This is a genomic window from Pseudomonas kairouanensis, from assembly GCF_004682055.1.
Lineage (GTDB): Bacteria > Pseudomonadota > Gammaproteobacteria > Pseudomonadales > Pseudomonadaceae > Aquipseudomonas > Aquipseudomonas kairouanensis.
On record NZ_QUZU01000005.1, the window covers coordinates 73,142 to 98,214 of the forward strand.

Below are 25,073 nucleotides of genomic sequence, written 5' to 3' on the forward strand. Positions count from 1 at the left end.
TGGGAGCGAGCTTGCTCGCGAAAAACGTTAACGAAAACGCAGTGCTTCAGGTTTAACGCGGCGTTCTCAAGTCTTTCGCGAGCAAGCTCGCTCCTACAGGGCGCGAATGTGTCGGCGTGCACTGCGCGCCAGGCGCACCAGCAACATTCCCGCCGCGCAACTCAGGCCCACGATCAGCCCTTGCCACAAGCCGCTCGGGCCGCTGGGCGCGCCCAGCCAGTCGGTCAGCCCCAGGGCGTAACCCACGGGCAGCCCCACGCCCCAATAGGCAAATAGCGTCAGCACCATGGTCACCCGCGTGTCCTGGTAGCCACGCAGCGCGCCGGCGGCGGTCACCTGGATCGAATCGGAAAACTGGAACAGCGCGGAAAACACGATCAAGGTCGAGGCCAGGTGGATCACGATCGGGTCCGGGGTGTAGATCGCCGCAATTTGCTCGCGAAACACCAGCATCAGGCTGCACGACAGGCAGGCGTAGGCCAGCGCCGTGCCCATGCCCACACCGGCGGCGAAGCGCGCCTCACGCGGCTGGCCACGGCCCAGGGCCTGGCCGACGCGCACGGTGATGGCCATGCTCAGCGAGTAGGGGATCATGAACACCAAGGAGCTGACGTTCAGGGCGATCTGGTGCCCGGACACTACCGTCGCGCCCAGGCTGCCGATCAACAGGGCAATTACCGCAAAGATGCTCGACTCGGCAAAGATCGCAATGCCGATGGGCAAGCCGATGCCCAGCACGCGCTTGATCACCGCCCACTGCGGCCAGTCGAAGCGCTTGAACAGTTCGCTGCTCTGGTAGGCCGGGCCAATGCGTGTCCACAGGACCAGCCCGAGCAGCATCGCCCACATCGAAATGGCCGTGGCCCAGCCACATCCCACGCCGCCCATGGCCGGCACGCCCAGGTGGCCGTAGATGAAGATGTAGTTCAGGGGGATATTCAGCGCCAGGCCAAACAGGCCCATGACCATGCTCGGCCGGGTGCGGCCCAGGCCTTCGCTGAAGCAGCGCAGTACGTAATACAGCGCAATCGCCGGCATGCCAGCGGCGATGCCATGCAGATAGCCCATGGACGGTTTGATCAGGTCGGCCTCGACCTTCATCGCCTGCAGGATAGGTTCGGCGCACAGCAGCAACAGCCCGCCCATGGCCCCGACCACGATCGCCAACCACAGCGACTGGCGCACCAACGGCCCGATGTCGCTGAACTGCCCGGCACCGAAGCGCTGGGCGACTTTCGGCGTAGTGGCCAGCAGCGTGCCGCTCATCAGCAGGTACACCGGGATCCAGATCGAATTGCCCAGGCCCACCGCCGCCAGGTCCTGTGGGCTGACGCGCCCGGCCATCACCGCATCCACAAAGCTCATGGCGGTGGTGGCCAGTTGACCAATCATGATCGGCAGGGCGAGCGTCAGCAGGTCGCGCACTTCCCGGCTGATACGGGCGGGGCGGGTGAGGGGGGCGGTGATGGTGTTCACGTACGGGTGTCCAGGGATAAAGGAAACGCAAGGACGGCGGATTCTACGCCTTGACGCAATGGTCAGGAAAAAACCTGTGTTGGGGATTTGTAAGCGTCCTTCAAAAAATCCCAAGCCCGCTCCCACACAAGCCCTCTCATATCGGATATGTGTACACTGCCCGTCCGCCAAAGGAGCCTGCCATGCTGATTGTTGCCGACGAAAATATTCCGCTGCTCGACGCCTTCTTCCAAGGCTTCGGCGAGATTCGCCGGGTGCCCGGCCGTTCCATCGACCGCGCCGCCGTCGAGCAGGCCGATGTGTTGCTGGTGCGTTCGGTGACCAACGTCAACCGTGCGTTGCTGGAAGGCTCGAACGTGCGCTTCGTCGGCACCTGCACCATCGGCACCGATCACCTGGACCTGGATTACTTCCAGCAGGCTGGCATCCAATGGTCCAGCGCCCCCGGTTGCAACGCCCGTGGCGTAGTCGATTACGTGTTGGGCAGCCTGCAGACCCTGGCCGAGATCGAAGGCGTCAACCTCAACCAGCGCACTTACGGGGTGGTCGGTGCTGGTGAAGTCGGCGGGCGACTGGTCAAGGTGCTCAAGGGCCTGGGCTGGAACGTGCTGGTGTGTGACCCGCCCCGGCAGGTTGCCGAAGACGGGGACTACGTCAGCCTGGCGCAGATCATCGAGCAGTGCGATGTGATCAGCCTGCACACGCCGCTGACCAAGTCCGGCAATGGCGCCACCTGGCACCTGTTCGACCGCCAACGCCTCAACCGACTCAAGCCAGGCACCTGGCTGATCAACGCCAGCCGTGGCCCGGTGGTGGATAACGCCGCGCTGCGCGAAGTGCTGCTGGAACGCGAAGACTTGCAAGCGGTGCTGGACGTGTGGGAAGGCGAGCCCGAAGTGGACGTCGACCTGGCCGACCTGTGCGTGCTGGCCACCCCCCATATCGCCGGCTACAGCCTGGAAGGCCGCCAGCGCGGCACAGCGCAGATTTATCAGGCGTTCTGCGCCCATCTGGGCCAGGAGCCGAGCATTCAATTGAGGGATTTGCTGCCGCCCCTGTGGCTGGCCCAAGTGCACCTGAATGCTGAGACAGATCCGGCATGGGCGCTGGCAACCCTGTGCCGCAGCGTGTACGACCCGCGCCGGGATGATGCGGATTTTCGTCGCAGCCTTGTAGGAACGGTGGAAGAACAGCGCAAGGCGTTTGACCTGCTGCGCAAGCATTACCCTGCGCGCCGGGAGATCGATGGCTTGAAAGTGCGCATCAATGGCCAATCAGCAGCGCTGTCGCAGATTGTCTCGGCCCTCGGCGCCGATGCCATCTAAGGGCCCATAAAAAACCCGGCCACCAGGGCCGGGTTTGAAAGAGCGTGGGCGCTTCAGCCTTGCTTGGCAGGCTTGACCAGACGCTGTTCCAGCTCGCTGCACGCTTGCTGGATCATCTCTTCGGTAATCTGCACCTCGCGGCCGTTGGCATCAATGTACGTGCACGGCAACTGCTGCGGCTGGCGGATTACTTCAATCTTGGCATCGCTGCTATTTGGCAAGGTCATGGCCTGTCTCCTCATCAGGTTGTTTACCTACTTTAAAACCCCCGCGTGACTGCGCTGTTACAACTCCATACATAATCAGCGGTTCGAACACCCAGTCCACCAGAAACCCTTACGAATTTCCAGCCGCGCATTAGACCGATAGCCTCTAGGGGCCCTTGTCGGCGGGCATAATTAACCTGACTCATTGCTATTGGCTCAAGTTCCCCCCATGTAGGGATACAGGTTCCTCATCGGTGATGCCTTCCATGTTCTCAGTTCGTCAACGTCGTGCCATTCGCCTGGCCAGCCGTTTTATTGCGCCGTACCGCTGGCAGGCGCTCGGCGCCCTGGTGGCGCTGATCGTCACCGCAGGCATCACCTTGTCCATGGGGCAGGGCATTCGCCTGCTGGTAGACCAGGGCTTCATGACCCAGTCGCCGCACCTGCTCAACCAGTCCATCGGCTTGTTCATGATCCTGGTGTTGGGCTTGGCCGTCGGCACCTTTGCGCGGTTTTACCTGGTGTCGTGGATCGGCGAGCGCGTGGTGGCCGACATCCGGCGCCAGGTGTTCAACCATCTGATCTACCTGCATCCGGGCTTCTACGAGAACAACCGCAGCTCGGAAATCCAGTCGCGGTTGACCACCGACACCACCTTGCTGCAGTCGGTGATCGGCTCTTCTCTGTCGCTGTTCCTGCGCAATGCGCTGATGGTCATTGGCGGCATCGTGCTGTTGTTCGTGACCAACCCCAAGCTCACCAGCATCGTGGTGGTGGCGCTGCCCTTGGTGCTGGCGCCGATCCTGATCTTCGGCCGTCGCGTGCGCAGCCTGTCGCGCTTGAGCCAGGACCGGATTGCCGATGTGGGCAGCTATGTCGCCGAGACCCTCGGCCAGATCAAGACCGTGCAGGCCTACAACCATCAGGTCCAGGACGAGCAGCGCTTCGCCGTGACCGTGGAAGAGGCGTTCGCCACCGCGCGTAAACGCATTGTCCAGCGCGCCTGGCTGATTACCCTGGTGATCATGCTGGTGCTGGGGGCCGTTGGCGTAATGCTGTGGGTCGGTGGCATGGACGTGATTGGCGGGCGCATTTCCGGCGGTGAACTGGCGGCATTTGTGTTCTACAGCCTGATCGTCGGCAGCGCGGTCGGCACCCTGAGTGAAGTGCTCGGCGAGTTGCAGCGCGCCGCTGGCGCTGCCGAACGCATCGGTGAATTGTTGCAGTCGAGCAACGAAATCCAGGCTCCTGCCGCCGGCGCGGTTCCACTGCCGGAGCGCGTCAGTGGCCGCATGCAACTGCAAGACCTGCGTTTTTCATACCCATCACGCGCGGACAGCTACGCCATCGACGGTCTGAACCTGACCATCAACCCCGGTGAAACCCTGGCCCTGGTCGGCCCCTCCGGCGCCGGCAAGTCGACGCTTTTCGACCTGCTGCTGCGCTTCTACGACCCTCAGCAAGGCCGCATCCTGCTCGACGGCCAACCGCTGACCGAACTTGACCCCATGGACCTGCGGCGCCACTTCGCCCTGGTGTCCCAGAGCCCGGCGCTGTTCTACGGCAGCGTCGAAGAAAACATCCGCTACGGCAACCCTGACGCAACCTTGGAGCAGGTCGAAGCCGCTGCCCGCATCGCCCACGCCCACGATTTCATCCTGCAAATGCCCGATGGCTACCAGACCCACCTGGGCGACGGCGGCATGGGCCTCTCTGGCGGCCAGCGCCAACGCCTGGCCATCGCCCGCGCCCTGTTGGTGGACGCACCGATACTGTTGTTGGATGAAGCCACCAGCGCGCTGGATGCCCAGAGCGAGCACCTGATCCAGCAAGCCCTGCCGCAGCTGATAGAAGGCCGCACCACATTGGTGATCGCCCATCGTCTGGCGACGGTGAAGAATGCCGATCGTATTGCGGTGATGGACCAGGGCAAGCTGGTGGCGGTGGGCACGCATCAGCAATTGATCGCCAGCAATGCGCTGTATGCGCGGTTGGCGGCGTTGCAGTTCAGTGATGGGGACGAAGCAAACGCTGCGCACTGAATCACCCAGCACAAAAAATGCCCGCATCTTTCAATGCGGGCATTTTCATTTCTACGTTACGGTTTATTGGTCATCAAAATAGCGCTCGTGCCAGTCCACCAACGGCTGCGGCGAGTTGAGCTTCTGTCCGTAGATCACCGAATAAGACAGCACGTTCTGCACGTACTGGCGGGTTTCGTCGAACGGGATGCTTTCCACCCATACGTCGAAACTCAGGTGGTCCGCGCCACGCAGCCATTGGCGCACGCGGCCGGGGCCGGCGTTGTAGGCGGCAGAGGCGAGTACGCGGTTGCCGTTGAACTGGCTGTGCACCTGACTCAGGTACGCGGCACCGAGTTGGATGTTCTTGTCCGGGTCCAGCACCTGGGCCGGGGAGGCCAGGGGAATGCTGAACTTGCGCGCGGTTTCCTTGGCGGTGCCGGGCATCAGTTGCATCAGGCCGCTGGCGCCGACGCCGGAGCGTGCGTCGTCCATAAAGGCGCTTTCCTGGCGGGTGATGGCGAATACCCAGCTTGAATGCAGGCCACGTACCTTGGCTTCACGCACCAGGGTGTCGCGGTGGGCCATGGGGAAGCGAATGTCCAGGTCATCCCAGTACTGCGCCTGGCTGATAGTGCGGATAGCCGGGAAGTACCACTTCATGTCGTAGGCCAGCTTGGCCTGGGCGACCATTTCGTCACGGTTGAAGTGACGGCTGACGTGGTACCACTCGCGGCGCCCATCGACGATCTGACCACGAGCGTAGAACTCCAGGGCGCGGCGTACACCGGGGGTATTGCGCACCTTGTTGACCAGCGCCTGGCTCATCAGCAGCGGTTTGTTCTTCAACTGGTACGGCGCCTTGGAGCGGTCGGCGGCGAGGAAGCCGTAGAAGTCACGCTCTTGCGCCAGATTCTTATACAGCACCAGGGCTTGCGGGTTTTTCGGCTCGGCCAGTTCCAGGCTGCGCGCCTGCCAGTAGCGCCAGCGGTTTGAAGTCGCCAGATCTTGCGGGAGTTTACGGGTCAACTGGTAGGCATCTTCCCAACGGGCGAGGCGCAACAGCAGGCGCAGGCGCCATTCGGAGACCGTGTTGTCACGCAGCTCCGGGTCGTACTTGGTCATCACCTCAAGGGCGCGCGGGTCGTAGCGTTTGGCCAGGGTCAGGCCGATCTCGCGGGCAATCGCCACTTTTTCGTCACGGGAGAAGTGCATGCTGCTGGCGTAGCCGTCGAGCAGGGCCATGGCCTTGTCCGGGTCCTGGCGCGCCAGGCGGCGTAGGCCCAGGCCAACGGCGTCCGACATGGCCTCAGTGGCCGGCAGGAAGCGCGACGGGTCACTGAGCATGTCGGGCTTTTGCGCCACGTCCACCATCAGGCGGCCTTGGGCGCCGAGGGTCGGCAGGGTTTTCACCAGGCTGTTGGCCAGCGCGTAGTTACGCGCTTCGGCGGCCATTTTGGCGCGGTCCCAGATTTTCTGTTCGGTGAGTTGGCCGGCTGCCGCCCATTGCCCGAACGTGACATCGCAGGCAGCGGGTTGGGACTTACCGGTCATCCAGAGTTTTTCGGTGGTCTTGTAGCCTTCGGCTTTCAGATTGTGGGTGAGCTGGTATTGGCCATGCAGGCAGTCCAGCTCGACGAAATTGAGCTTGGGGTCGTAGTACTTTTCAAAGGTCTGCCAGTCGCCACGGTCCGCCAGCCAGCGCAACCAACGCAGTTTCATCCAGTTGGCCTGGGGCAGGTCGCCGTTTTTGGCGAGGAACTGTTCGATTTCTTCGTTGCTTGCGGTTTTCAGGCGTGCGGTCAGCTCGTCGTACGCCAGATAAGGCGTCAACGGATAGTCGGCCAGGGCCTGGCTGTATTGCATGTACGGGCCGCTGTCACCCTTGGCCAGGGCGCGCTTGGCTTCATCGTAGTACTGGCGTTGGGTGGTGAGGTCCACGGCCTGGGCGGATTGAACGGCGGTGGCAGAAAGAAGCAGACAAGATAAAAAGTTGAAAAGGCGACTGCGCATGAGACGTCCGTGCAGAGAAATCACGACTAGCGCCGACACTGCCGACACTGATTGCCCCTAGCTTAGCCTTTTGCCCGACACCTACGAAAGCTTTGCCGGCGGGTTCCTTCAGGTTGGTCAGAAATGTCCTACAGGACGTGTCGGCAGCGAAAAAGCCGGCCGCATCCCACCCCTAACTCAGGTAGAATGCGCGCCCAGTTTTTGGAGAAGCGTATGACCCTGCTCAAATTCAGCGATGTGTCCCTTGCTTTCGGCGCTATGCCGTTGTTGGACAAGGTGTCCTGGCAGATCGCCCGTGGTGAGCGGGTGTGCATCATCGGCCGCAACGGCACCGGCAAATCCAGCATGATGAAGCTGGTCAAGGGCGACCAGAAGCCCGATGACGGCTCCGTTTGGCGTGCCCCAGGCCTCAAGATCGGCGAATTGCCGCAAGAATTGCCGGTGGCCGACGGACGGACCGTGTTCGACGTGGTTGCCGAAGGCCTCGATGGCGTGGGCGAGTTGCTTGCCCAATACCACCACCTGGCCCAGAACTGCGTCACCGAAGAGGACCTGGACAAGCTGATGCACGTCCAGCAAGACCTCGAAGCCCGTGATGGCTGGCGCTTGCAGCAACTGGTGGACAGCACTTTGAGCCGCCTGCAACTGCCCGCTGACAAGACCCTTGCCGAGTTGTCCGGCGGCTGGCGTCGTCGCGTGCTGCTGGCCCAGGCCCTGGTGTCCGAGCCAGACCTGCTGCTGCTCGACGAGCCGACCAACCACCTGGACATCGGCGCCATCGCCTGGCTTGAAGAAGCCCTCAAGGATTTCCAGGGCGCCGTGTTGTTCATCACGCACGACCGTTCCTTCCTGCAGAACCTGGCAACCCGCATCCTCGAACTGGACCGTGGCGGCCTGATCGACTGGAACGGCGACTACGCCAGCTTCCTGGTACACAAGGAAGCCACGCTGGCGGCCGAAGAAACCGCCAACGCGTTGTTCGACAAGAAGCTGGCCCAGGAAGAAGTGTGGATCCGCCAGGGCATCAAGGCGCGCCGTACCCGTAACGAAGGCCGCGTGCGCGCCTTGAAAGCCTTGCGCGTTGAGCGCAGCGAGCGTCGCGAGCGCACCGGCAAGGCCAATATCCAACTGGACACCGCCGACAAGTCGGGCAAGCAGGTGATGGTGCTGGAAAACGTCAGCTTCCATCACCCGGACGGCCCGTTCCTGATCAAGGACTTCTCCATGGTCCTGCAACGCGGCGACCGTATCGGCCTGCTCGGCGCCAACGGCACCGGCAAGACCACCTTGCTCAAGTTGATGCTCAACGGCCTGCAACCGACCAGCGGCACCGTGGAAGAGGGCACGCGCATCGACGTGGCCTACTTCGACCAGTTGCGTCACCAGTTGGACCTGGAAAAAACCGTGATCGACAACGTTGCCGAAGGCCGCGACTTTATCGATATCGACGGCCAGAGCCGCCACGTCCTCAGCTACCTGGGCGACTTCCTGTTCAGCCCGCAGCGTGCGCGTACACCAGTCAAAGCCTTGTCCGGTGGTGAGCGTGCGCGCTTGCTGCTGGCCAAGCTGTTCAGCAAACCGGCCAACCTGCTGGTGCTCGACGAACCGACCAACGACCTGGACGTGGAAACCCTTGAGCTGCTGGAAGAGGTGCTGTTGACCTTTAACGGCACTGTGCTGATGGTGAGCCACGACCGGGCATTCCTCGACAACGTGGTCACCAGCACCCTGGTCTTCGAAGGTGAAGGCAAGGTGCGCGAGTACGTCGGTGGTTATCAGGACTGGCTGCGCCAGGGCGGCTCGCCGCGCTTGTTGGGCGTGACCGAGAGCAAGTCCGGCAAGGCTGACTTGAACTCGGCGGTGGTGGCCCCGGTGGCCGCTGCTGCTGAGCCGGTTCAAGACGCTGCACCGGCTGCCAAGAAAAAACTGAGTTACAAGCTGCAGCGCGAGCTGGAAGCCTTGCCGGGTGATATCGACGCCAAGGAACAGCAGATCGCTGCCGTAGAAGCAGAAATGGCTGACAGTGGGTTCTACCTACGTCCGGCGGCAGAAACTGCCAAGGTTATTGCTTCGCTGGAAACCTTGAACCAGGAACTGGAAGTGCTGGTGGAGCGTTGGGCTGAGTTGGATGCCTGAGTGATCTCAGCGCATTGAAAAAGCCCGGCGTTCATTCGTATGAACGCCGGGCTTTTTATATGAAATGCGATCCAAATGTGGGAGGGGGCTTGCCCCCGATGGCGGCGCTTCAGTCACCAAATGCGTCAACTGCCAGATTGCTATCGGGGGCAAGCCCCCTCCCACATTTGATCTGCGTTGGTCTTAAGGGGCTTTGACCAGTCTGACTGCCAACACATCACACGGCGCGCCGTGCAGCACGTCATTGGCAGTGGAACCCAGCAACAACGCCAAACCGTGACGACCATGGCTGCCCACCACGATCAGGTCGCACGCCTTTTCCTTGGCCAGATGGTGGATTTCCTGGCGTGGTTGGCCGTATGTCAGGTGGCAGTCTTCCTTTTTCAAATGTGGGTATTTAAGAATCAAACGGTCCAGGCGCTCCTTGGCCTGGTCAAATTGCTGTTGCTGCAACTGGGAAAGGTCCATCGGCACGTCACCACCAAAGGCCATGGCCATCGGCTCGACAATATGCACCAGCGACAATATGGCGCCATTGGCCAGTGCAGATTCCTGTGCACGCTTGATCACTGGGTCGCACTCTTCGGTCAGGTCGACAGCGACCAGAATATGTTGGTAGGGCATGAGGCGTTCCTCCAGAGGACTGCAATAAGTTCAGTATGGCTGCTTTCAAGCGGATGGGGTTGCGTCAGATCAAATCCGCTCATCTAGAAATTCGGGAGTACACATATGACGGTCTGGATAGTGGTGTCAATCCTTGTGGTGGTTCTGAGCCCTCTGGCATGGCTGCGTCCATCGCGTCATCAGAGTGGGCGCATGGCCCTGCGCATGGAGGCGCGCCGCATCGGCCTGGCCATGCAATTGGCCCCTCAGGAATGGCCGCATTGGCTCAAGCACGAGCCGCCAAGCCCCTGCGCGCAGTATTGCCGGCCACGGCGCGGCAGTACACCGGCGACCTGGAGTTATTGGCAGCTGGAGCCGGGTGTGTGGGTCAATCAGTGGCGCGAGGTCTGCGTCGATGAGAAGTTGTTGCCTTATTTTTCGGCCTTACCGGACAACGTCTATAAGATCGAAGCCGACAAGCAGATGATCGCCTTGTATTGGGGGGAGAAGGGCGAGGCGAGTGTGCTCAAGGACATCGACACCTTACTCAAGGCCCTGGCCTGACGCTTTCCCCTGTAGGAGCGAGCTTGCTCGCGAAGCGCTCCAGTGCACCGCGCTTCTCCAGTTTGCACGGATAATCGTTGACGACCTTCGCAAGCAAGCTCGCTCCTACAAAAACGCGGGCAATAAAAAGCCCGACATCATCATCGGGCTGGAGTTGGCCAGGCAGGCCGGTAAATCTGTGTCTTGCGCGTTGCACGTTTGTCCTAGCGCTTTACGGTTGCGGCTAGCCTAGCCGGATATCCCGTGGTGTACAGCCTTTTCCCACAACTTTTTTATTATTGATCTTGTGAATAGTGAAATATCTACGAGATGGACTCTGGTGGCTGGAGTTCCGGAATGACTGGAAAGTCGCGTTTTTCCTAGTCTTTCGGGCGATTGACAATTGCCTGGAATTGGATGAAGGTGGCGTACCCAAATCAAACGGGCGTATGAATTGAGCGTTTGTCTGTCAGACGACTCATACAGAATCCCGACTATCGCATTGGCGGGTGTGCCTGGCGCTTTGGCGTGAACATTGACCAAATCATCAATGTCCCACCAGTAGGCCAGCGTCCAATGTGTACTGTTCAGCTTCCATATCGTGGAGATCAGTTGATGATTTACGAAGGTAAAGCCATCACGGTTAAAGCTCTTGAAAGTGGCATCGTCGAACTGAAGTTCGACCTCAAGGGTGAGTCCGTCAACAAGTTCAACCGTCTAACCCTGAATGAATTGCGTCAGGCCGTAGACACCATCAAAGCAGATGCTTCGATCAAGGGCGTGATCGTTTCCAGCGGCAAGGACGTGTTTATCGTCGGCGCTGACATCACCGAATTCGTCGACAACTTCAAGCTGCCCGATGCCGAGCTGGTGGCTGGCAACCTCGAAGCCAACAAGATTTTCAGCGATTTCGAAGACCTCAACGTACCGACCGTTGCTGCGATCAACGGCATCGCGTTGGGTGGCGGCCTGGAAATGTGCCTGGCGGCCGACTTCCGCGTCATGTCCGCTACCGCAAAAATCGGCCTGCCCGAAGTCAAGCTGGGCATCTACCCAGGTTTCGGCGGCACTGTGCGCCTGCCGCGCCTGATCGGGGCCGACAACGCCATCGAGTGGATCGCCGCCGGTAAGGAAAACAAGGCTGAAGACGCACTGAAAGTCGGTGCTGTCGATGCAGTGGTTGCTCCAGACAAACTCGCCGAAGCCGCACTGAACCTGATCAAGGGCGCCATCAGCGGCGAATTTGACTACAAGGCCAAGCGTCAGCCGAAGCTGGAAAAGCTCAAGCTCAACGCCATTGAACAAATGATGTCGTTCGAAACCGCCAAAGGTTTCGTGGCAGGCCAGGCCGGCCCGAACTACCCGGCGCCGGTCGAAGCGATCAAGACCATCCAGAAGGCCGCGAACTTCGGTCGTGACAAGGCCCTGGAAGTGGAAGCTGCAGGCTTCGTCAAACTGGCGAAAACCTCGGCGGCCCAAAGCCTGATCGGCCTGTTCCTGAACGATCAGGAACTGAAGAAAAAGGCCAAGGCCTACGACGAAATCGCCCGCGACGTGAAACAGGCTGCCGTACTCGGCGCCGGTATCATGGGCGGCGGTATCGCCTATCAGTCGGCGTCCAAAGGCACGCCGATCCTGATGAAAGACATCAACGAGCACGGCATCGAGCAAGGCCTGGCAGAAGCCGCCAAGCTGCTGGTGAGCCGCGTGGACAAAGGTCGCATGACCGCCGCGAAGATGGCTGAAGTACTTAACGGTATTCGTCCTACGCTGTCCTACGGCGATTTCGGCCACGTCGACCTGGTGGTCGAAGCGGTTGTCGAAAACCCGAAGGTCAAGCAGGCCGTACTGGCTGAAGTTGAAGGGCAGGTGAAGGAAGACACCATCCTGGCGTCCAACACCTCGACGATTTCCATCAGCCTGTTGGCCAAGGCCCTCAAGCGTCCGGAAAACTTCGTCGGCATGCACTTCTTCAACCCGGTGCACATGATGCCGCTGGTGGAAGTCATCCGTGGTGAGAAGTCCAGCGAACTGGCCGTTGCCACCACCGTTGCCTATGCCAAGAAAATGGGCAAGAACCCGATCGTGGTCAATGACTGCCCGGGCTTTTTGGTCAACCGCGTGCTGTTCCCGTACTTCGGTGGTTTCGCCAAGCTGGTCAGCGCTGGCGTGGACTTCGTGCGCATCGACAAGGTCATGGAAAAATTCGGCTGGCCAATGGGCCCGGCGTACCTGATGGACGTGGTCGGCATCGACACCGGCCACCACGGCCGCGACGTTATGGCTGAAGGCTTCCCGGACCGCATGAAAGACGAGCGCCGCTCGGCGATCGACGCGCTGTACGAGGCCAAGCGCCTGGGCCAGAAGAATGGCAAGGGCTTCTACGCCTACGAGGCCGACAAGAAGGGCAAGCAGAAGAAAGTGGCCGATCCTTCGGTGCACGAAGTGCTGGCTCCGGTCATCTACGAACAGCGTGAGGTGTCGGACGAGGACATCATCAACTGGATGATGATCGCCCTGTGCCTGGAAACCGTACGTTGCCTGGAAGACGGCATCGTTGAAACCGCCGCCGAAGCCGATATGGGCCTGGTGTACGGTATTGGTTTCCCTCCATTCCGTGGCGGTGCGCTGCGTTACATCGATTCGATCGGTGTGGCTGAGTTCGTTGCCCTGGCTGACAAATACGCTGATTTGGGCCCGCTGTACCACCCGACCGCGAAGCTGCGTGAAATGGCCAAGAATGGCCAGAGCTTCTTCGGTTAAGCGCCCCATACACTTGAGCGAGAATATTTATGAGCTTGAATCCAAGAGATGTGGTGATTGTTGACTTCGGTCGCACACCCATGGGCCGCTCCAAGGGCGGCATGCACCGCAACACCCGTGCCGAAGACATGTCGGCGCACCTGATCAGCAAAGTGCTGGAACGCAACACCAAGGTCGACCCGAACGAAGTCGAAGACGTGATCTGGGGCTGCGTCAACCAGACCCTGGAGCAGGGCTGGAACATCGCGCGCATGGCGTCGTTGATGACCCAGATCCCGCACACCGCAGCTGGCCAGACCGTGAGCCGCCTGTGCGGTTCTTCGATGAGCGCGCTGCACACTGCTGCGCAAGCGATCATGACCGGCAACGGTGATGTGTTCGTGGTTGGTGGCGTGGAGCACATGGGCCACGTCAGCATGATGCACGGCGTCGATCCGAACCCGCACATGTCGCTGTACGCCGCCAAAGCCTCGGGCATGATGGGCCTGACTGCAGAAATGCTTGGCAAAATGCACGGCATTACCCGTGAGGCCCAGGACGCCTTTGGCCTGCGCTCCCACCAGCTCGCCCACAAGGCGACCCTGGAAGGCAAGTTCAAGGATGAGATCATCCCGATGAACGGTTACGACGAGAACGGTTTCCTGAAACTGTTCGACTACGACGAAACCATCCGTCCGGATACCACCCTGGAAAGCCTGGCCGCCTTGAAGCCGGCATTCAATCCAAAGGGCGGCACCGTGACAGCGGGCACTTCGTCGCAAATCACCGACGGTGCCTCGTGCATGATCGTGATGTCGGCACAGCGCGCCCAGGACCTGGGGATCCAGCCGCTGGCGGTGATCCGTTCGATGGCCGTGGCGGGTGTGGACCCGGCGATCATGGGCTATGGTCCAGTACCGGCCACACAAAAAGCCTTGAAGCGCGCGGGCCTGACCATCTCCGATATCGACTTCTTCGAGCTTAACGAAGCTTTCGCTGCACAGGCCCTGCCAGTGCTGAAAGATTTGAAAGTGCTCGACAAGATGAACGAGAAGGTTAACCTGCACGGCGGTGCGATTGCCCTGGGACACCCATTCGGTTGCTCCGGTGCACGTATCTCCGGCACTTTGCTTAACGTGATGAAGCAAAATGGCGGCAACCTTGGGGTTGCAACCATGTGCATTGGTCTCGGCCAAGGCATCTCTACCGTCTTCGAACGCGTTTAAGCGTCAGGTCGACGGAAGCCGGGGCCCAGTGCCCCGGTTTTTGTTTTTGGGTGGTTTCGTAATTTTTTTTTAACAAATTTTGTAAGAGGGCCAGAGCATGAAAGTCGAACCGGGGCTCTACCAACATTATAAAGGTCCGCAGTACCGCGTTTTCAATGTGGCGCGGCACTCCGAGACCGAAGAAGAAGTGGTGTTCTACCAAGCACTGTATGGCGATTACGGCTTTTGGGTGCGCCCTTTGAGCATGTTCCTGGAGACCGTCGAGGTTGACGGCGAGCAGGTCCCGCGCTTTGCTTTGGTCCAGGCCGAACCCAGTCTTTTTTCAGGGCAATAACGGCAGGCCGCGCAGAATGCTGCGCTTGACCTCACCCGGTTGCCACTATATATAGCGTTGCCGCGACAGGCGCCAACTGCCTTTCACTTCTCGAATTCAGGAATTTTCCGATCCATGGGCAAATCGCTGGTCATTGTGGAATCCCCGGCTAAGGCCAAGACCATCAACAAGTACTTGGGCAACGAGTACGTGGTGAAGTCGAGTATCGGCCATATCCGAGACCTGCCCACCAGCGGTTCGGCTAGCGCCAGCAAGGAGCCTGCCGCCAAGCGCGGCAAGGCGGCTGCGGGCGAAGGTCCGGTGCTCACCCCAAAAGAGAAAGCGCGCAAGCAACTGGTCTCGCGCATGGGTGTAGACCCGGATCATGGCTGGAAGGCCAAGTACGAGATCCTTCCCGGCAAGGAAAAGGTCATTGAAGAGCTGCGCCGGCTCGCCAAGGATGCTGACACCATCTATCTCGCAACGGACTTGGACCGCGAAGGGGAAGCCATTGCCTGGCACCTGCGGGAAGCCATTGGCGGTGATGACAGCCGCTACAAGCGTGTGGTGTTCAACGAAATCACCAAGAAAGCCATCCAGGAAGCCTTCTCCAAGCCGGGCGAACTGGACATCGATCGCGTCAACGCCCAGCAGGCCCGTCGCTTCCTCGACCGCGTCGTGGGCTACATGGTCTCGCCATTGCTGTGGGCCAAGATCGCCCGTGGCCTGTCTGCCGGTCGTGTGCAATCGGTTGCGGTAAAGCTGGTGGTGGAGCGTGAGCGCGAGATCCGTGCGTTCATCCCCGAAGAGTATTGGGAAGTCCACGCCGACCTCGGCACGGCCAAGGGCGCCAACGTGCGCTTTGAAGTGGCCCGCGAAAAAGGCGAGGCCTTCAAGCCGCTGAACGAAGCCCAGGCCATGGCTGCGCTGGAAAAGCTCAAGGCTTCCAGCTACAGCATCGTCAAGCGCGAAGACAAGCCCACCAGCAGCAAGCCATCGGCGCCGTTCATCACTTCCACCCTGCAACAGGCCGCGAGCAACCGCCTGGGCTTTGGTGTGAAGAAAACCATGATGATGGCTCAGCGCTTGTATGAAGCGGGCTACATCACCTACATGCGTACTGACTCCACCAACCTGTCGCAGGACGCGGTGGCGATGGCTCGCACTTATATTGAAGGCGAGTTCGGCAAGACCTATCTGCCGGAGAAGCCAAACGTCTACAGCAGCAAGGAAGGCGCACAGGAGGCTCACGAAGCGATTCGTCCTTCCGACGCCAACACCACGCCCGCCAAGCTGACGGGCATGGAGCGCGACGCTGAGCGCCTCTACGAGCTGATCTGGCGCCAGTTCCTGGCCTGCCAGATGCTGCCGGCGCAATACCTGTCCACCACGGTCACCGTGGCGGCATCCGACTTCGAGCTGCGTGCCAAGGGCCGTATCCTCAAGTTCGACGGTTACACCCGCGTGATGCCGCAAATCGCCAAGCCTGGTGATGATGACGTGCTGCCGGACATGGCCCAGGGCGATACGTTGAAGCTGATCAAGCTGGACCCGTCCCAGCACTTCACCAAGCCGCCGGCCCGTTATTCGGAAGCCAGCCTGGTAAAAGAGATGGAAAAACGCGGCATCGGTCGTCCTTCGACCTACGCGGCGATCATCTCCACCATCCAGGACCGTGGCTACGTGGCGCTGCACAACCGTCGTTTCTACTCGGAAAAGATGGGCGATATCGTTACCGAGCGTCTGTCCGAGAGCTTCTCCAACCTGATGGACTACGGCTTCACCGCCGGCATGGAAGAGAACCTCGATGACGTCGCCCAGGGCGAACGCGACTGGAAAAACGTGCTGGACGAGTTCTACGGCGACTTCAAGAAGAAGCTCGAAGTAGCCGAAAGCCCGGAAAACGGCATGCGCGCCAACCAGCCGGTGATGACGGATATTCCGTGCCAGACCTGCGGTCGGCCGATGCAGATTCGCACAGCCTCCACGGGCGTGTTCCTTGGGTGTTCGGGCTACAGCCTGCCGCCGAAAGAGCGCTGCAAGGCCACCGTCAACCTGGTGCCGGGCGATGAAATCGCTGCCGATGACGAGGGTGAATCCGAGTCTTTGGTACTGCGTGGCAAGCATCGCTGCCCGATCTGCAGCACGGCGATGGACGCCTACCTGCTGGATGAGAAGCACAAGTTGCACATCTGCGGTAACAACCCGGATTGCAATGGCTACGAGATCGAAGAGGGCACCTACCGCATCAAGGGCTACGAAGGTCCGAGCCTGGAATGCGACAAGTGCGGTAGCGAGATGCAGCTCAAGACCGGCCGTTTCGGCAAGTTCTTCGGTTGCACCAACCCAACGTGCAAGAACACCCGCAAGCTGCTCAAAAGCGGTGACGCGGCGCCGCCGAAGATGGACCCGGTGAAGATGCCCGAGCTCAAGTGCGAGAAGGTCAACGACACCTACATCCTGCGTGATGGCGCTTCGGGCCTGTTCCTGGCTGCCAGCCAGTTCCCGAAAAACCGCGAGACCCGTGCGCCGTTGGTGCTGGAGATCGTGCCGCACAAGGATGAGATCGATCCGAAGTACCACTTCCTGTGTGAAGCGCCGAAGAAGGACCCGGATGGCCGCCCAGCCGTGATCCGCTACAGCCGCAAAACCAAGGAGCAGTACGTGCAGACCGAAGTGGACGGCAAGCCTACCGGCTGGAAAGCGTTCTACGACGGTGGCAAGTGGAAAGTCGAGGACAAGCGCCAGGGCGCTTGACCGACTACGCTGCGAGATACAAAGGCCGCCTGCATGGGCGGCCTTTTTTTGGTGTAGAAGCGAGTTTGCTCGCGAAAATCGTTAACGATGGCGCGGGAAGCCAGGTACATAATGGCGCCCTCAGGTTTCTCGCGAGCAAGCTCGCTCCTACATAGCAAGCATCACGCCTCTTTCGTTGTGGAGACTGCCGTTATGGCCAACGAACTCTATACCCGTACCAATCAGAAAATTTACTTCGCGGGTTTGTCCCTGGAAGCCCTTGGCCGCGCCGAGGAAGGGAAGGAGATGAATGCCATCGCGCTGGTCCAAGCAGGGCGTGAAGCGGCGCTGTTCCACTTGTACGGGGCCTTGCTGGGCCTGTGCCATGAAATCGCCGGGTTTTATCGCCTGCCTCAGGCCGGTTCGCCTCGTGCCGAAATGATCATGACCCGTGAAGTGCTGGAGGCCATGGCGATTCCTGAACTGGCTGAGTTGGTGGAAATGGCCCAGAGCCCTGACAGCTGGGTTGCGCGTTTGTTGAAGGCCCATGCCGATATGTTCCAGCCACCGCGTGTTCCTCACGTACCCAAAGGCGATGTCACTCAGCCGTTGATCGTGGCAGTTACGCTGGCAGAGGACGAGCCCAAGCCACTGAGCCGTGCAGAGCTGGAAAGCTGGCGTCAGGAGTTGAAGAAGATGGCGCTGCGTTTCCGCGAAGGGTTGAACGAGTGCTGATGCGCCCCCATTGTTCAGGGACGCAACACAAAGCACCGTTCATCAAGCTGTAAAGAAACCTCTTCAGATCCTCAGCGGGGCCGGGTGGATGACTGATATAATCCCGGCCTTTCGTGGAGAACAGACTTTTATGCCAACGTCCTTTCTGGAAATTGTTGAGTTGCCTGACGGCCGAATCGAGCTGCGCCGGGCTGAGGACGAGGGTTCTCTGGTTATTCTGGATTTCTCCGAAGACGCTAAAGCCTTCCTGCAGGGTCAGCATGTGGAAGTGGCCAAGGCCATGTTGAGCGTGGGTGTGCAGATGGCGGGCCGCATGGCAGAAGGCGAACCGGAGAAGGAAGATGGGCCGCGGGTTCTTCACTAAGTAGCCGATCGAGCCCGCTCACTCCAACCGCTCAGCCCAATCGAATGTTCAAGCTCTGAGCATCGCCCGTACGCGCGGCGCTGATCAGCTGTTGCTTGGCACTCGCATTCAACGGGTTCAACCAGCTCACCACCGTATGGCTACGGCCCAGTCGCAAGGCTTCGCAGGTCAATTGCTGGGCACTTTGTGCGCCCCGTGGCTGCAGCAACAGGATGCGCTCCCGGTTGAGGCCAGCGTCCCGCAGCCAGGCCTGGGTCAGGCTGGCGGGTGGGGCGATCAGCGTCAGCCAGCGAGCGTCCTGCTCCTCGCTGAGTTCGCGAAGGATCGGCGCCAACAGGCTCAGGCAACTGCCAGCAGCACCGCGCAACGACAATTCACTGAACGCCTCAGGTTCGGCGCTCCAGGGCGCCTCGACCGTTTCTTTGAGGATGGGCGCAAGGGGTTGGGCCATAAAGGCCTCGAACAGCGACAGTTGTGTGTGTTGTGGGGTGTGCACGAGCTGCATGATGCCTCCTTTAGCGGCGAATGACGCCGACGCTCAAGCCTTCGATCACCAGGTCCTGATCTTTCAGGTTCACTTCAATCGGGGCGAACTCAGGGTTCTCGGCCAGGAGCCAGACCTTGCTGCCTTCGCGCTTGAAGCGTTTGACGGTGACTTCATCGCCGATACGGGCGACGACGATCTGGCCATTACGGGCTTCGCGGGTGGTGTGGACGGCCAGCAGGTCGCCATCAAAGATGCCGACGTCCTTCATGCTCATGCCATGGACCCGCAACAGGTAGTCGGCGCGAGGATGAAAGAAGGTCGGGTTGATGTTGCAGGATTCCTCGACGTGCTGTTGCGCCAGGATCGGCGCACCGGCGGCGACGCGGCCGATGATCGGCAGTGTCGATTCGTCGGCCTTGGCTTCGAAGCCAGGGATGCGGATACCGCGCGAAGCACCCGGGGTCATCTCGATCGCGCCTTTGCGAGCGAGGGCCTTGAGGTGTTCTTCGGCGGCGTTGGGGGACTTGAACCCCAGTTCCAGCGCAATTTCCGCTCGGGTCGGCGGGTAGCCGTTGTCATCGAGGCAGCGCTTGATAAAAGCCAGAATCTCAGCTTGGCGTGGCGTCAGTTTTAGCATGTTGATCGCTCTGTCTTTTTATACAGTGACTGGGATTATATACAGTGAACTGCGCTTGGCAATCATCCTTTTCTGCGACTCCGCTGGACGGTCATTCATCATCCTTCCTACAACGTAGGGATAGCGCTGCCTACAGACGTTGTAGGATGTGATTAAATAGCGATGAAATACATGACTGCCCGGCCGGAATACGAACCCGCAGGCTTGACAAGACACACCCTGAAACGTATGTTTCAAACAAGTGTTTGTCAGGCGGAGTAGCCATGGCCCAGTCGGAAACCGTTGAACGCATTCTCGATGCTGCCGAGCAGTTGTTCGCGGAAAAAGGATTTGCTGAAACTTCATTGCGGCTGATTACCAGCAAGGCTGGGGTGAACCTGGCGGCAGTGAACTATCATTTCGGCTCGAAAAAAGCCCTGATACAGGCCGTGTTCTCCCGCTTCCTGGGGCCTTTCTGCGCCAGCCTCGACCGTGATCTGGAGCGTCGCCAGGCCAAGGCGGACAACAAGCCAACTCTGGAAGATCTGCTGGAAATGCTCGTGGAGCAGGCCCTGGTGGTGCAGCCCCGCAGCGGCAACGACTTGTCGATCTTCATGCGTTTGCTGGGCCTTGCATTCAGTCAGAGCCAGGGTCACCTGCGTCGTTACCTGGAAGACATGTATGGCAAGGTGTTTCGCCGCTACATGCTGCTGGTCAACGAAGCCGCCCCGCGTATCCCGCCTATCGAACTGTTCTGGCGTGTGCACTTCATGCTTGGTGCGGCGGCGTTCAGCATGTCCGGGATCAAGGCGTTGCGCGCCATTGCCGAGACCGATTTCGGCGTTAACACCTCGATAGAGCAAGTGATGCGCCTGATGGTGCCATTCCTCGCCGCTGGCATGCGTGCCGAAACCGGCGTGACCGACCCTGCCATGGCCGCCGCCCAACTGCGCCCCCGCAGCAAAACCGCACCGGCGGTCGCCAAGGTGTGATCGACCTGGGTGTGCGTGGCCGCTTGCATCCGCTAAGCTAGCCGCCCATGCCGAATTCAGCTATTTACTCGCAACCCGTTGTGCTCACCGTGCTAATCGCTCTCGGTGAGTGCAACGGGTTGTGTGCGTTATTTAAGGAAGGTTTATGACTGCTGCCCTGCAAGGTTCTTTGATGGTCGACGTTGCCGGTACCTGGCTGACGGCCGAGGATCGCCACCTGTTGCGCCAGCCTGAGGTGGGCGGCCTGATCATTTTTGCGCGCAATATCGAGCATCCCCGCCAGGTCCGGGAGCTGAGCGCGGCAATTCGTGCCGTGCGCCCGGATCTGCTACTGGCGGTCGACCAGGAAGGCGGTCGCGTGCAGCGCCTGCGCCAAGGTTTTGTACGCCTGCCGGCCATGCGTGCGCTGGCAGATAACCCCAACGCCGAATACCTGGCCGAGCAGTGTGGCTGGATCATGGCGACCGAAGTACTGGCTGTGGGCCTGGACCTGAGCTTTGCCCCCGTCCTGGACCTCGACTACCAACGCAGCGCCGTAGTCGGTACCCGTTCCTTCGAAGGCGACCCAGCGCGCGCCGCTGTGCTGGCAGGTGCCTTCATTCGTGGCATGAACAGCGCCGGCATGGCCGCCACCGGTAAACATTTCCCGGGCCACGGTTGGGCCGAGGCCGATTCCCACGTCGCCATTCCCAATGACGAACGCAGCCTGGAACAGATTCGCGCCAATGACCTGGTGCCTTTCGCACGCCTGAGCCAGCAGTTGGCGGCGGTGATGCCGGCTCATGTGATCTACCCGCAAGTCGATGCCCAGCCCGCCGGTTTCTCGCGACGCTGGTTGCAGGACATTCTGCGCGGCGAGTTGCAGTTCGACGGGGTAATCTTCAGCGATGACCTGTCGATGGCCGGGGCCCATGTGGTGGGCGATGCGGCCAGTCGAATCGAGGCTGCGCTGACGGCGGGGTGTGATATGGGGTTAGTGTGTAATGATCGCGCTGCTGCGGAGTTGGCGCTGACCGCTGCCCAGCGGATGAAGGTCAAGCCGTCCGCGCGCATTGCGCGGATGCGCGGGCAGGCGATTGCGTCGACGGATTACAAGCAAGATCCGCGTTGGTTGGCGGCGCTGACTGCTTTGCGGGATGCTCAGTTGATTGGCTGAAGACCGCGTCGCTCACTTCGCGAGCAAGCTCGCTCCCACATTTGACCGTGTACCGCCTGAAGAAACGCGGTCAAATGTGGGAGTGGGCTTGCTCGCGAAAGCGGTCTAACAGTCAGCGCTTCTCTTGCTTGTTGGGTAATGGCGCAAACAACGCCTCGATATCCTCATTGCCCAACTGCCAATCCCCCGTCGTGCGCCCATCCAAAACACCCGCGGCCAGATCGGACTTTTCCTTCTGCAGGTGTTGGATTTTCTCCTCCACCGTACCTCGGGCAATCATCTTGTAAACGAACACAGGCTTCTCCTGGCCAATGCGATACGCACGGTCGGTGGCCTGGTTTTCCGTGGCCGGGTTCCACCACGGGTCGTAATGAATCACCGTGTCGGCTTCGGTCAGGTTCAGGCCTACACCACCGGCCTTCAGGCTAATCAGAAAAATCTGCAGCTTGCCGCTCTGGAAGTCCTTCACTGGCGTACGTCGGTCACGGGTTTGGCCGGTCAGGAGGGCGTAGGCAATATCGCGTTTTTTCAGCTCGATTTCGATCAGGCTCAGCATCGAGGTGAATTGGGAAAACAGCAGAATCCGTCGTCCCTCGGCAAACAACTCGTCGAGCATTTCCATCAGGCTGTCGAGCTTGCCTGAACTGCTGCCTCGGGCGGGCAGGGTGGCGTCGTTGACCAGGCGCAGGTCGCAGCAGACCTGGCGCAGTTTCAACAGCGCTTCAAGGATGATGATCTGGCTGCGCGCTACGCCCTTGCGGGTGATTTCGTCGCGTACCTTTTTGTCCATGGCCAGGCGCATGGTTTCGTACACGTCGCGCTGGGCTTCGTTGAGGTCGACCCAGTGGATGATCTCGGTCTTGGGTGGCAGTTCGGTCGCCACTTGCTCTTTGGTACGGCGCAACAGAAAGGGTTTGATCCGACCGTTGAGGTGCTGCAATCGCACATCACTGGCGCGTTTTTCGATGGGCACGCGGTAGTCGCGGTTGAAGCTTTTTATGTCGCCCAGCCAGCCCGGCAGCAGGAAGTGAAACAACGACCATAGCTCGCCCAGGTGGTTTTCCAGCGGCGTGCCGGAGAGGCACAAGCGTTGTCGTGCATTCAGTTCGCGCGCAGCCTGGGCCGCCTTGCTGGACGGGTTCTTGATGTACTGGGCTTCGTCGAGGATAAGGGCGTGCAAAGGCTGGGCGGCGAGCCGTTCGATGTCTTTGGGCAGCAGGGCGTAGGTGGTCAGCAGCAGGTCATAGTCCTGCAGGTTGGGGAAATGCTTCTTACGCCCTGCGCCATATAGAGCCAGCACTTTGAGTTGTGGGGTGAAGTGCGCCGCTTCATCCAGCCAGTTGGGAATCAGGCTGGTGGGCATTACCACCATGCACGGGCGGTCCAGGCGCCCGGCGATTTTCTCGGTGAGAATATGCGCCAGGGTCTGCAAGGTTTTGCCCAGGCCCATGTCGTCCGCAAGAATGCCGCCCACGTCCAATTGGCGCAGTGACTGCATCCAGCTCAAGCCTTCCAACTGATAGGGGCGCAAGGTCGCGTTCAGCCCCTCGGGCGCCACGCAGGTGAAGTCCTTGATGTCTCGCAGGCGCTGGGCGAAGTTGCGGATCTTTTCGCCGCCTTCCCATTGCAGGGGCAGGTCTTCCAGCGGGTTCAGCCGGATTGCATCGGCCTTGGCCAGCCGCAATGTGGTGGTGCCCGATTCCTGTAGGTAAAACTCACCCAGGGTAGCCAGCACTGGCTTCAATCGGCCGTAGGGCAGGGCGACTTGTATCGGGCCGTGGCCATTGGGCAGGCCGGGGATATTCACCAGGATCAGCTCATCATCACGACGCCGCGCCAGCTTTTCCGGGTTGAGGATTTCGGTGTGGGAGCGCATCAGGTTCAGCAGGATCGGCAGCAGGCTCAACCGTTCGCCGTTGACGATGATCCCCAGTTCCAGGTCGAACCAGTCGCGCTCCGGCCCGTCATCGACCGTGGCGTACCAGTCATCGACGGCGCTCAAGTCGAAGCCGAAGTCTTCGTCGATCTGCAACTCCCAACCTTCGACGCGCAAGGTGGGCGATGCGTTCAACGTGAAGTTCAACCAGGCACTGTCATTGACCATCTCAAACAGTTCACCTGCACTTTCCGGCAGGGCCTTGCTCTGGCGCGTGGCAACCTTGAAACCCAGCAGGCGCAGTTGCTCGCGATACGGCTGCTCCAGCTCCGGATGGCGCTTGATCCGCAGGCTCTGGGTTTCCTGGCGTACCACGATATCGGCGTTCTTTTGCCCGCTGACATAGTTGCCCAGGTAATTGAACGACAGCGCCGCACGGTGCTGGATGTAGCGCTGCATCTTGCCGTTGCGCGGTTCAAACGCGCTGAACTCCACACTGGCCATCCACAGGCGCGGCACCGGTCGCACATCTTCCATCACCACTTGGGGCAGTACCACGCGGTTATCCAGCACGGCCTGGAGCTTTTCCAACAACTGCGCATCCTGGGCCGCCGCCGGGTAGGCCAGGGTTTCCTGGACCTTGAGCAGTACTGCGGCGATGTGCTTGCAGTTGGTGTGCACCGGGCAGGTACAGCGGCTGTCCACCAGGATCAGCGCGCCCTTGGCTGACTCACGCAGTGAAATGGTCTGGCGATAAACGTTGCCGCCCGAACCTTCGCAGCTGGCGATGATAGTGCTGTCGCCGGATTCGACGATGCGCACGCGGTTCTCCAAGGCATAACGTCGCCCGCGCTCAAGGCTTTGTTCCTTGAAGCGATTGGCCCACGAAGGGGCCAGGGGTTTGGTCAATTGCGACGTCAGGGGCATGGTGCGGGATCAGTCCTGCATGTCGGGCGGTGGTGCGCTGGGTGGCTTGGCGGTCAGCGAGGTGATCTTGATCAGCAGTGCCAAGTGGCCGCCGTCCAGGTAGTTGAGCTGATTGTTCTTGGTGCGCACGTCAGTCTGGCTCAGGTGTTCGCTGGCGATCACGCTGCCGTTGCTGTCGAACTGGTTGATCCAGAAATCGGCGTCGATATCGGTGAAGCGACCCAGTTGCAGGCTCAATACGCCCTCGATGGGGAATTGGCCGAACTGTTCCTGGCCATCGGTGATGGCAATTTTCACCGGTTGTTCGCCGAGGTTCTGCTCCCAGGCCTTGTGCGCCAATACGGTATAGCTGTTGTCGGCGCGCAGTTTGTCGACGATGTTGCTCAGGCGTGGCGGGCTCAGCTTATCGCCCAGGCGTACCGCCCCGGCATCCCAGTTTTCCGGCGCGGCGCGGCTGTTGAGCACCGGCTCCGCATTCTGGCGCACCAGGATCATTTCCACCTGGTACGGGCTGTCGGCGAACGCCGAAGGGGCCACGACCACCAACAACAGGCTCAGGATGCGGAACAGGCGCATGACG

General features: G+C 60.3%; 20 protein-coding genes. 12 read left to right on the forward strand and 8 right to left on the reverse strand.

The genetic code is table 11. The features are described from left to right. Window positions 1-93: 93 nt before the first annotated feature. On the reverse strand, window positions 94-1,476 hold the full coding sequence (locus DYL59_RS06275) for an MATE family efflux transporter (protein WP_135288405.1): 1,383 nt from the start codon (window positions 1,474-1,476) through the stop codon (window positions 94-96). Window positions 1,477-1,658: 182 nt separating this feature from the next. Between DYL59_RS06275 and pdxB the strand changes: the two genes are divergently transcribed. Then, entirely contained in the window at window positions 1,659-2,801 is a 1,143-nt protein-coding gene (gene pdxB, locus DYL59_RS06280) for a 4-phosphoerythronate dehydrogenase PdxB (RefSeq protein ID WP_135288406.1), read from the forward strand. A 53-nt stretch (window positions 2,802-2,854) separates the two neighbouring features. Here pdxB and DYL59_RS31345 read toward each other — a convergent pair whose 3' ends face one another. After that, window positions 2,855-3,028, reverse strand: a complete 174-nt coding sequence (locus DYL59_RS31345; protein WP_167496660.1) for a PA1571 family protein — start codon at window positions 3,026-3,028, stop codon at window positions 2,855-2,857. A gap of 236 nt (window positions 3,029-3,264) precedes the next feature. Between DYL59_RS31345 and DYL59_RS06285 the strand changes: the two genes are divergently transcribed. After that, window positions 3,265-5,049: an ABC transporter transmembrane domain-containing protein gene (locus DYL59_RS06285; protein ID WP_167496661.1), complete on the forward strand. Its 1,785-nt coding sequence runs from the start codon at window positions 3,265-3,267 to the stop codon at window positions 5,047-5,049. Window positions 5,050-5,112: 63 nt separating this feature from the next. On the opposite strand, the gene DYL59_RS06290 is transcribed toward DYL59_RS06285, so the two are convergent. After that, complete coding sequence (locus DYL59_RS06290; RefSeq protein ID WP_135288408.1) at window positions 5,113-7,041, reverse strand: transglycosylase SLT domain-containing protein; 1,929 nt, start codon at window positions 7,039-7,041, stop codon at window positions 5,113-5,115. A 213-nt stretch (window positions 7,042-7,254) separates the two neighbouring features. On the opposite strand from DYL59_RS06290, the gene DYL59_RS06295 reads away from it, so the two are divergent. Further along, window positions 7,255-9,177: an ATP-binding cassette domain-containing protein gene (locus DYL59_RS06295; protein ID WP_135288409.1), complete on the forward strand. Its 1,923-nt coding sequence runs from the start codon at window positions 7,255-7,257 to the stop codon at window positions 9,175-9,177. Window positions 9,178-9,360: 183 nt separating this feature from the next. On the opposite strand, the gene DYL59_RS06300 is transcribed toward DYL59_RS06295, so the two are convergent. Further along, window positions 9,361-9,801, reverse strand: a complete 441-nt coding sequence (locus DYL59_RS06300) for a universal stress protein (protein ID WP_135288410.1) — start codon at window positions 9,799-9,801, stop codon at window positions 9,361-9,363. A 105-nt stretch (window positions 9,802-9,906) separates the two neighbouring features. Between DYL59_RS06300 and DYL59_RS06305 the strand changes: the two genes are divergently transcribed. The 7 genes from DYL59_RS06305 (at window position 9,907) to DYL59_RS06345 (ending at window position 18,439) form a co-directional block, all read left to right on the forward strand. Continuing rightward, window positions 9,907-10,344 (forward strand): hypothetical protein, encoded by a 438-nt coding sequence (locus DYL59_RS06305; RefSeq protein WP_135288411.1) that lies wholly within the window; start codon window positions 9,907-9,909, stop codon window positions 10,342-10,344. 594 nt (window positions 10,345-10,938) lie between these two features. After that, a complete protein-coding gene (fadB, locus tag DYL59_RS06320) occupies window positions 10,939-13,086 on the forward strand; it encodes a fatty acid oxidation complex subunit alpha FadB (protein WP_135288413.1) in 2,148 nt (715 codons plus the stop codon). A gap of 29 nt (window positions 13,087-13,115) precedes the next feature. Then, entirely contained in the window at window positions 13,116-14,291 is a 1,176-nt protein-coding gene (gene fadA / locus DYL59_RS06325) for an acetyl-CoA C-acyltransferase FadA (RefSeq protein WP_135288414.1), read from the forward strand. A gap of 97 nt (window positions 14,292-14,388) precedes the next feature. Then, window positions 14,389-14,625 carry a DUF1653 domain-containing protein gene (locus DYL59_RS06330; RefSeq protein ID WP_021490990.1) on the forward strand — a complete coding sequence of 79 codons (237 nt, stop codon included), beginning with the start codon at window positions 14,389-14,391 and terminating at the stop codon, window positions 14,623-14,625. A gap of 114 nt (window positions 14,626-14,739) precedes the next feature. Then, the gene (gene topA, locus DYL59_RS06335) at window positions 14,740-17,361 is read left to right on the forward strand and encodes a type I DNA topoisomerase (protein WP_135288415.1); all 2,622 of its coding nucleotides are present in this window, start codon (window positions 14,740-14,742) and stop codon (window positions 17,359-17,361) included. A gap of 192 nt (window positions 17,362-17,553) precedes the next feature. Beyond that, window positions 17,554-18,075, forward strand: a complete 522-nt coding sequence (locus tag DYL59_RS06340) for a DUF6586 family protein (protein WP_135288416.1) — start codon at window positions 17,554-17,556, stop codon at window positions 18,073-18,075. A gap of 130 nt (window positions 18,076-18,205) precedes the next feature. Further along, window positions 18,206-18,439: a hypothetical protein gene (locus DYL59_RS06345; protein WP_135288511.1), complete on the forward strand. Its 234-nt coding sequence runs from the start codon at window positions 18,206-18,208 to the stop codon at window positions 18,437-18,439. A gap of 31 nt (window positions 18,440-18,470) precedes the next feature. Here DYL59_RS06345 and sulA read toward each other — a convergent pair whose 3' ends face one another. Then, window positions 18,471-18,944: an SOS-induced cell division inhibitor SulA gene (gene sulA / locus DYL59_RS06350; RefSeq protein ID WP_058425063.1), complete on the reverse strand. Its 474-nt coding sequence runs from the start codon at window positions 18,942-18,944 to the stop codon at window positions 18,471-18,473. Between the two features lie 10 nt (window positions 18,945-18,954). Beyond that, window positions 18,955-19,563, reverse strand: coding sequence for a transcriptional repressor LexA (gene lexA, locus DYL59_RS06355; RefSeq protein ID WP_003172575.1), 609 nt, complete (start codon window positions 19,561-19,563; stop codon window positions 18,955-18,957). A gap of 263 nt (window positions 19,564-19,826) precedes the next feature. On the opposite strand from lexA, the gene DYL59_RS06360 reads away from it, so the two are divergent. Together DYL59_RS06360 and nagZ are read left to right on the forward strand one after the other, a co-directional pair. Beyond that, window positions 19,827-20,534 (forward strand): TetR/AcrR family transcriptional regulator, encoded by a 708-nt coding sequence (locus DYL59_RS06360; RefSeq protein ID WP_135288417.1) that lies wholly within the window; start codon window positions 19,827-19,829, stop codon window positions 20,532-20,534. A 145-nt stretch (window positions 20,535-20,679) separates the two neighbouring features. Next, the gene (gene nagZ / locus DYL59_RS06365) at window positions 20,680-21,690 is read left to right on the forward strand and encodes a beta-N-acetylhexosaminidase (RefSeq protein ID WP_135288418.1); all 1,011 of its coding nucleotides are present in this window, start codon (window positions 20,680-20,682) and stop codon (window positions 21,688-21,690) included. Between the two features lie 112 nt (window positions 21,691-21,802). Here nagZ and DYL59_RS06370 read toward each other — a convergent pair whose 3' ends face one another. Together DYL59_RS06370 and DYL59_RS06375 are read right to left on the reverse strand one after the other, a co-directional pair. After that, entirely contained in the window at window positions 21,803-24,493 is a 2,691-nt protein-coding gene (locus tag DYL59_RS06370; RefSeq protein WP_135288419.1) for a DEAD/DEAH box helicase, read from the reverse strand. A 9-nt stretch (window positions 24,494-24,502) separates the two neighbouring features. Further along, window positions 24,503-25,069, reverse strand: coding sequence for a CsiV family protein (locus DYL59_RS06375; RefSeq protein ID WP_135288420.1), 567 nt, complete (start codon window positions 25,067-25,069; stop codon window positions 24,503-24,505). Between the last annotated feature and the right edge of the window lie 4 nt (window positions 25,070-25,073).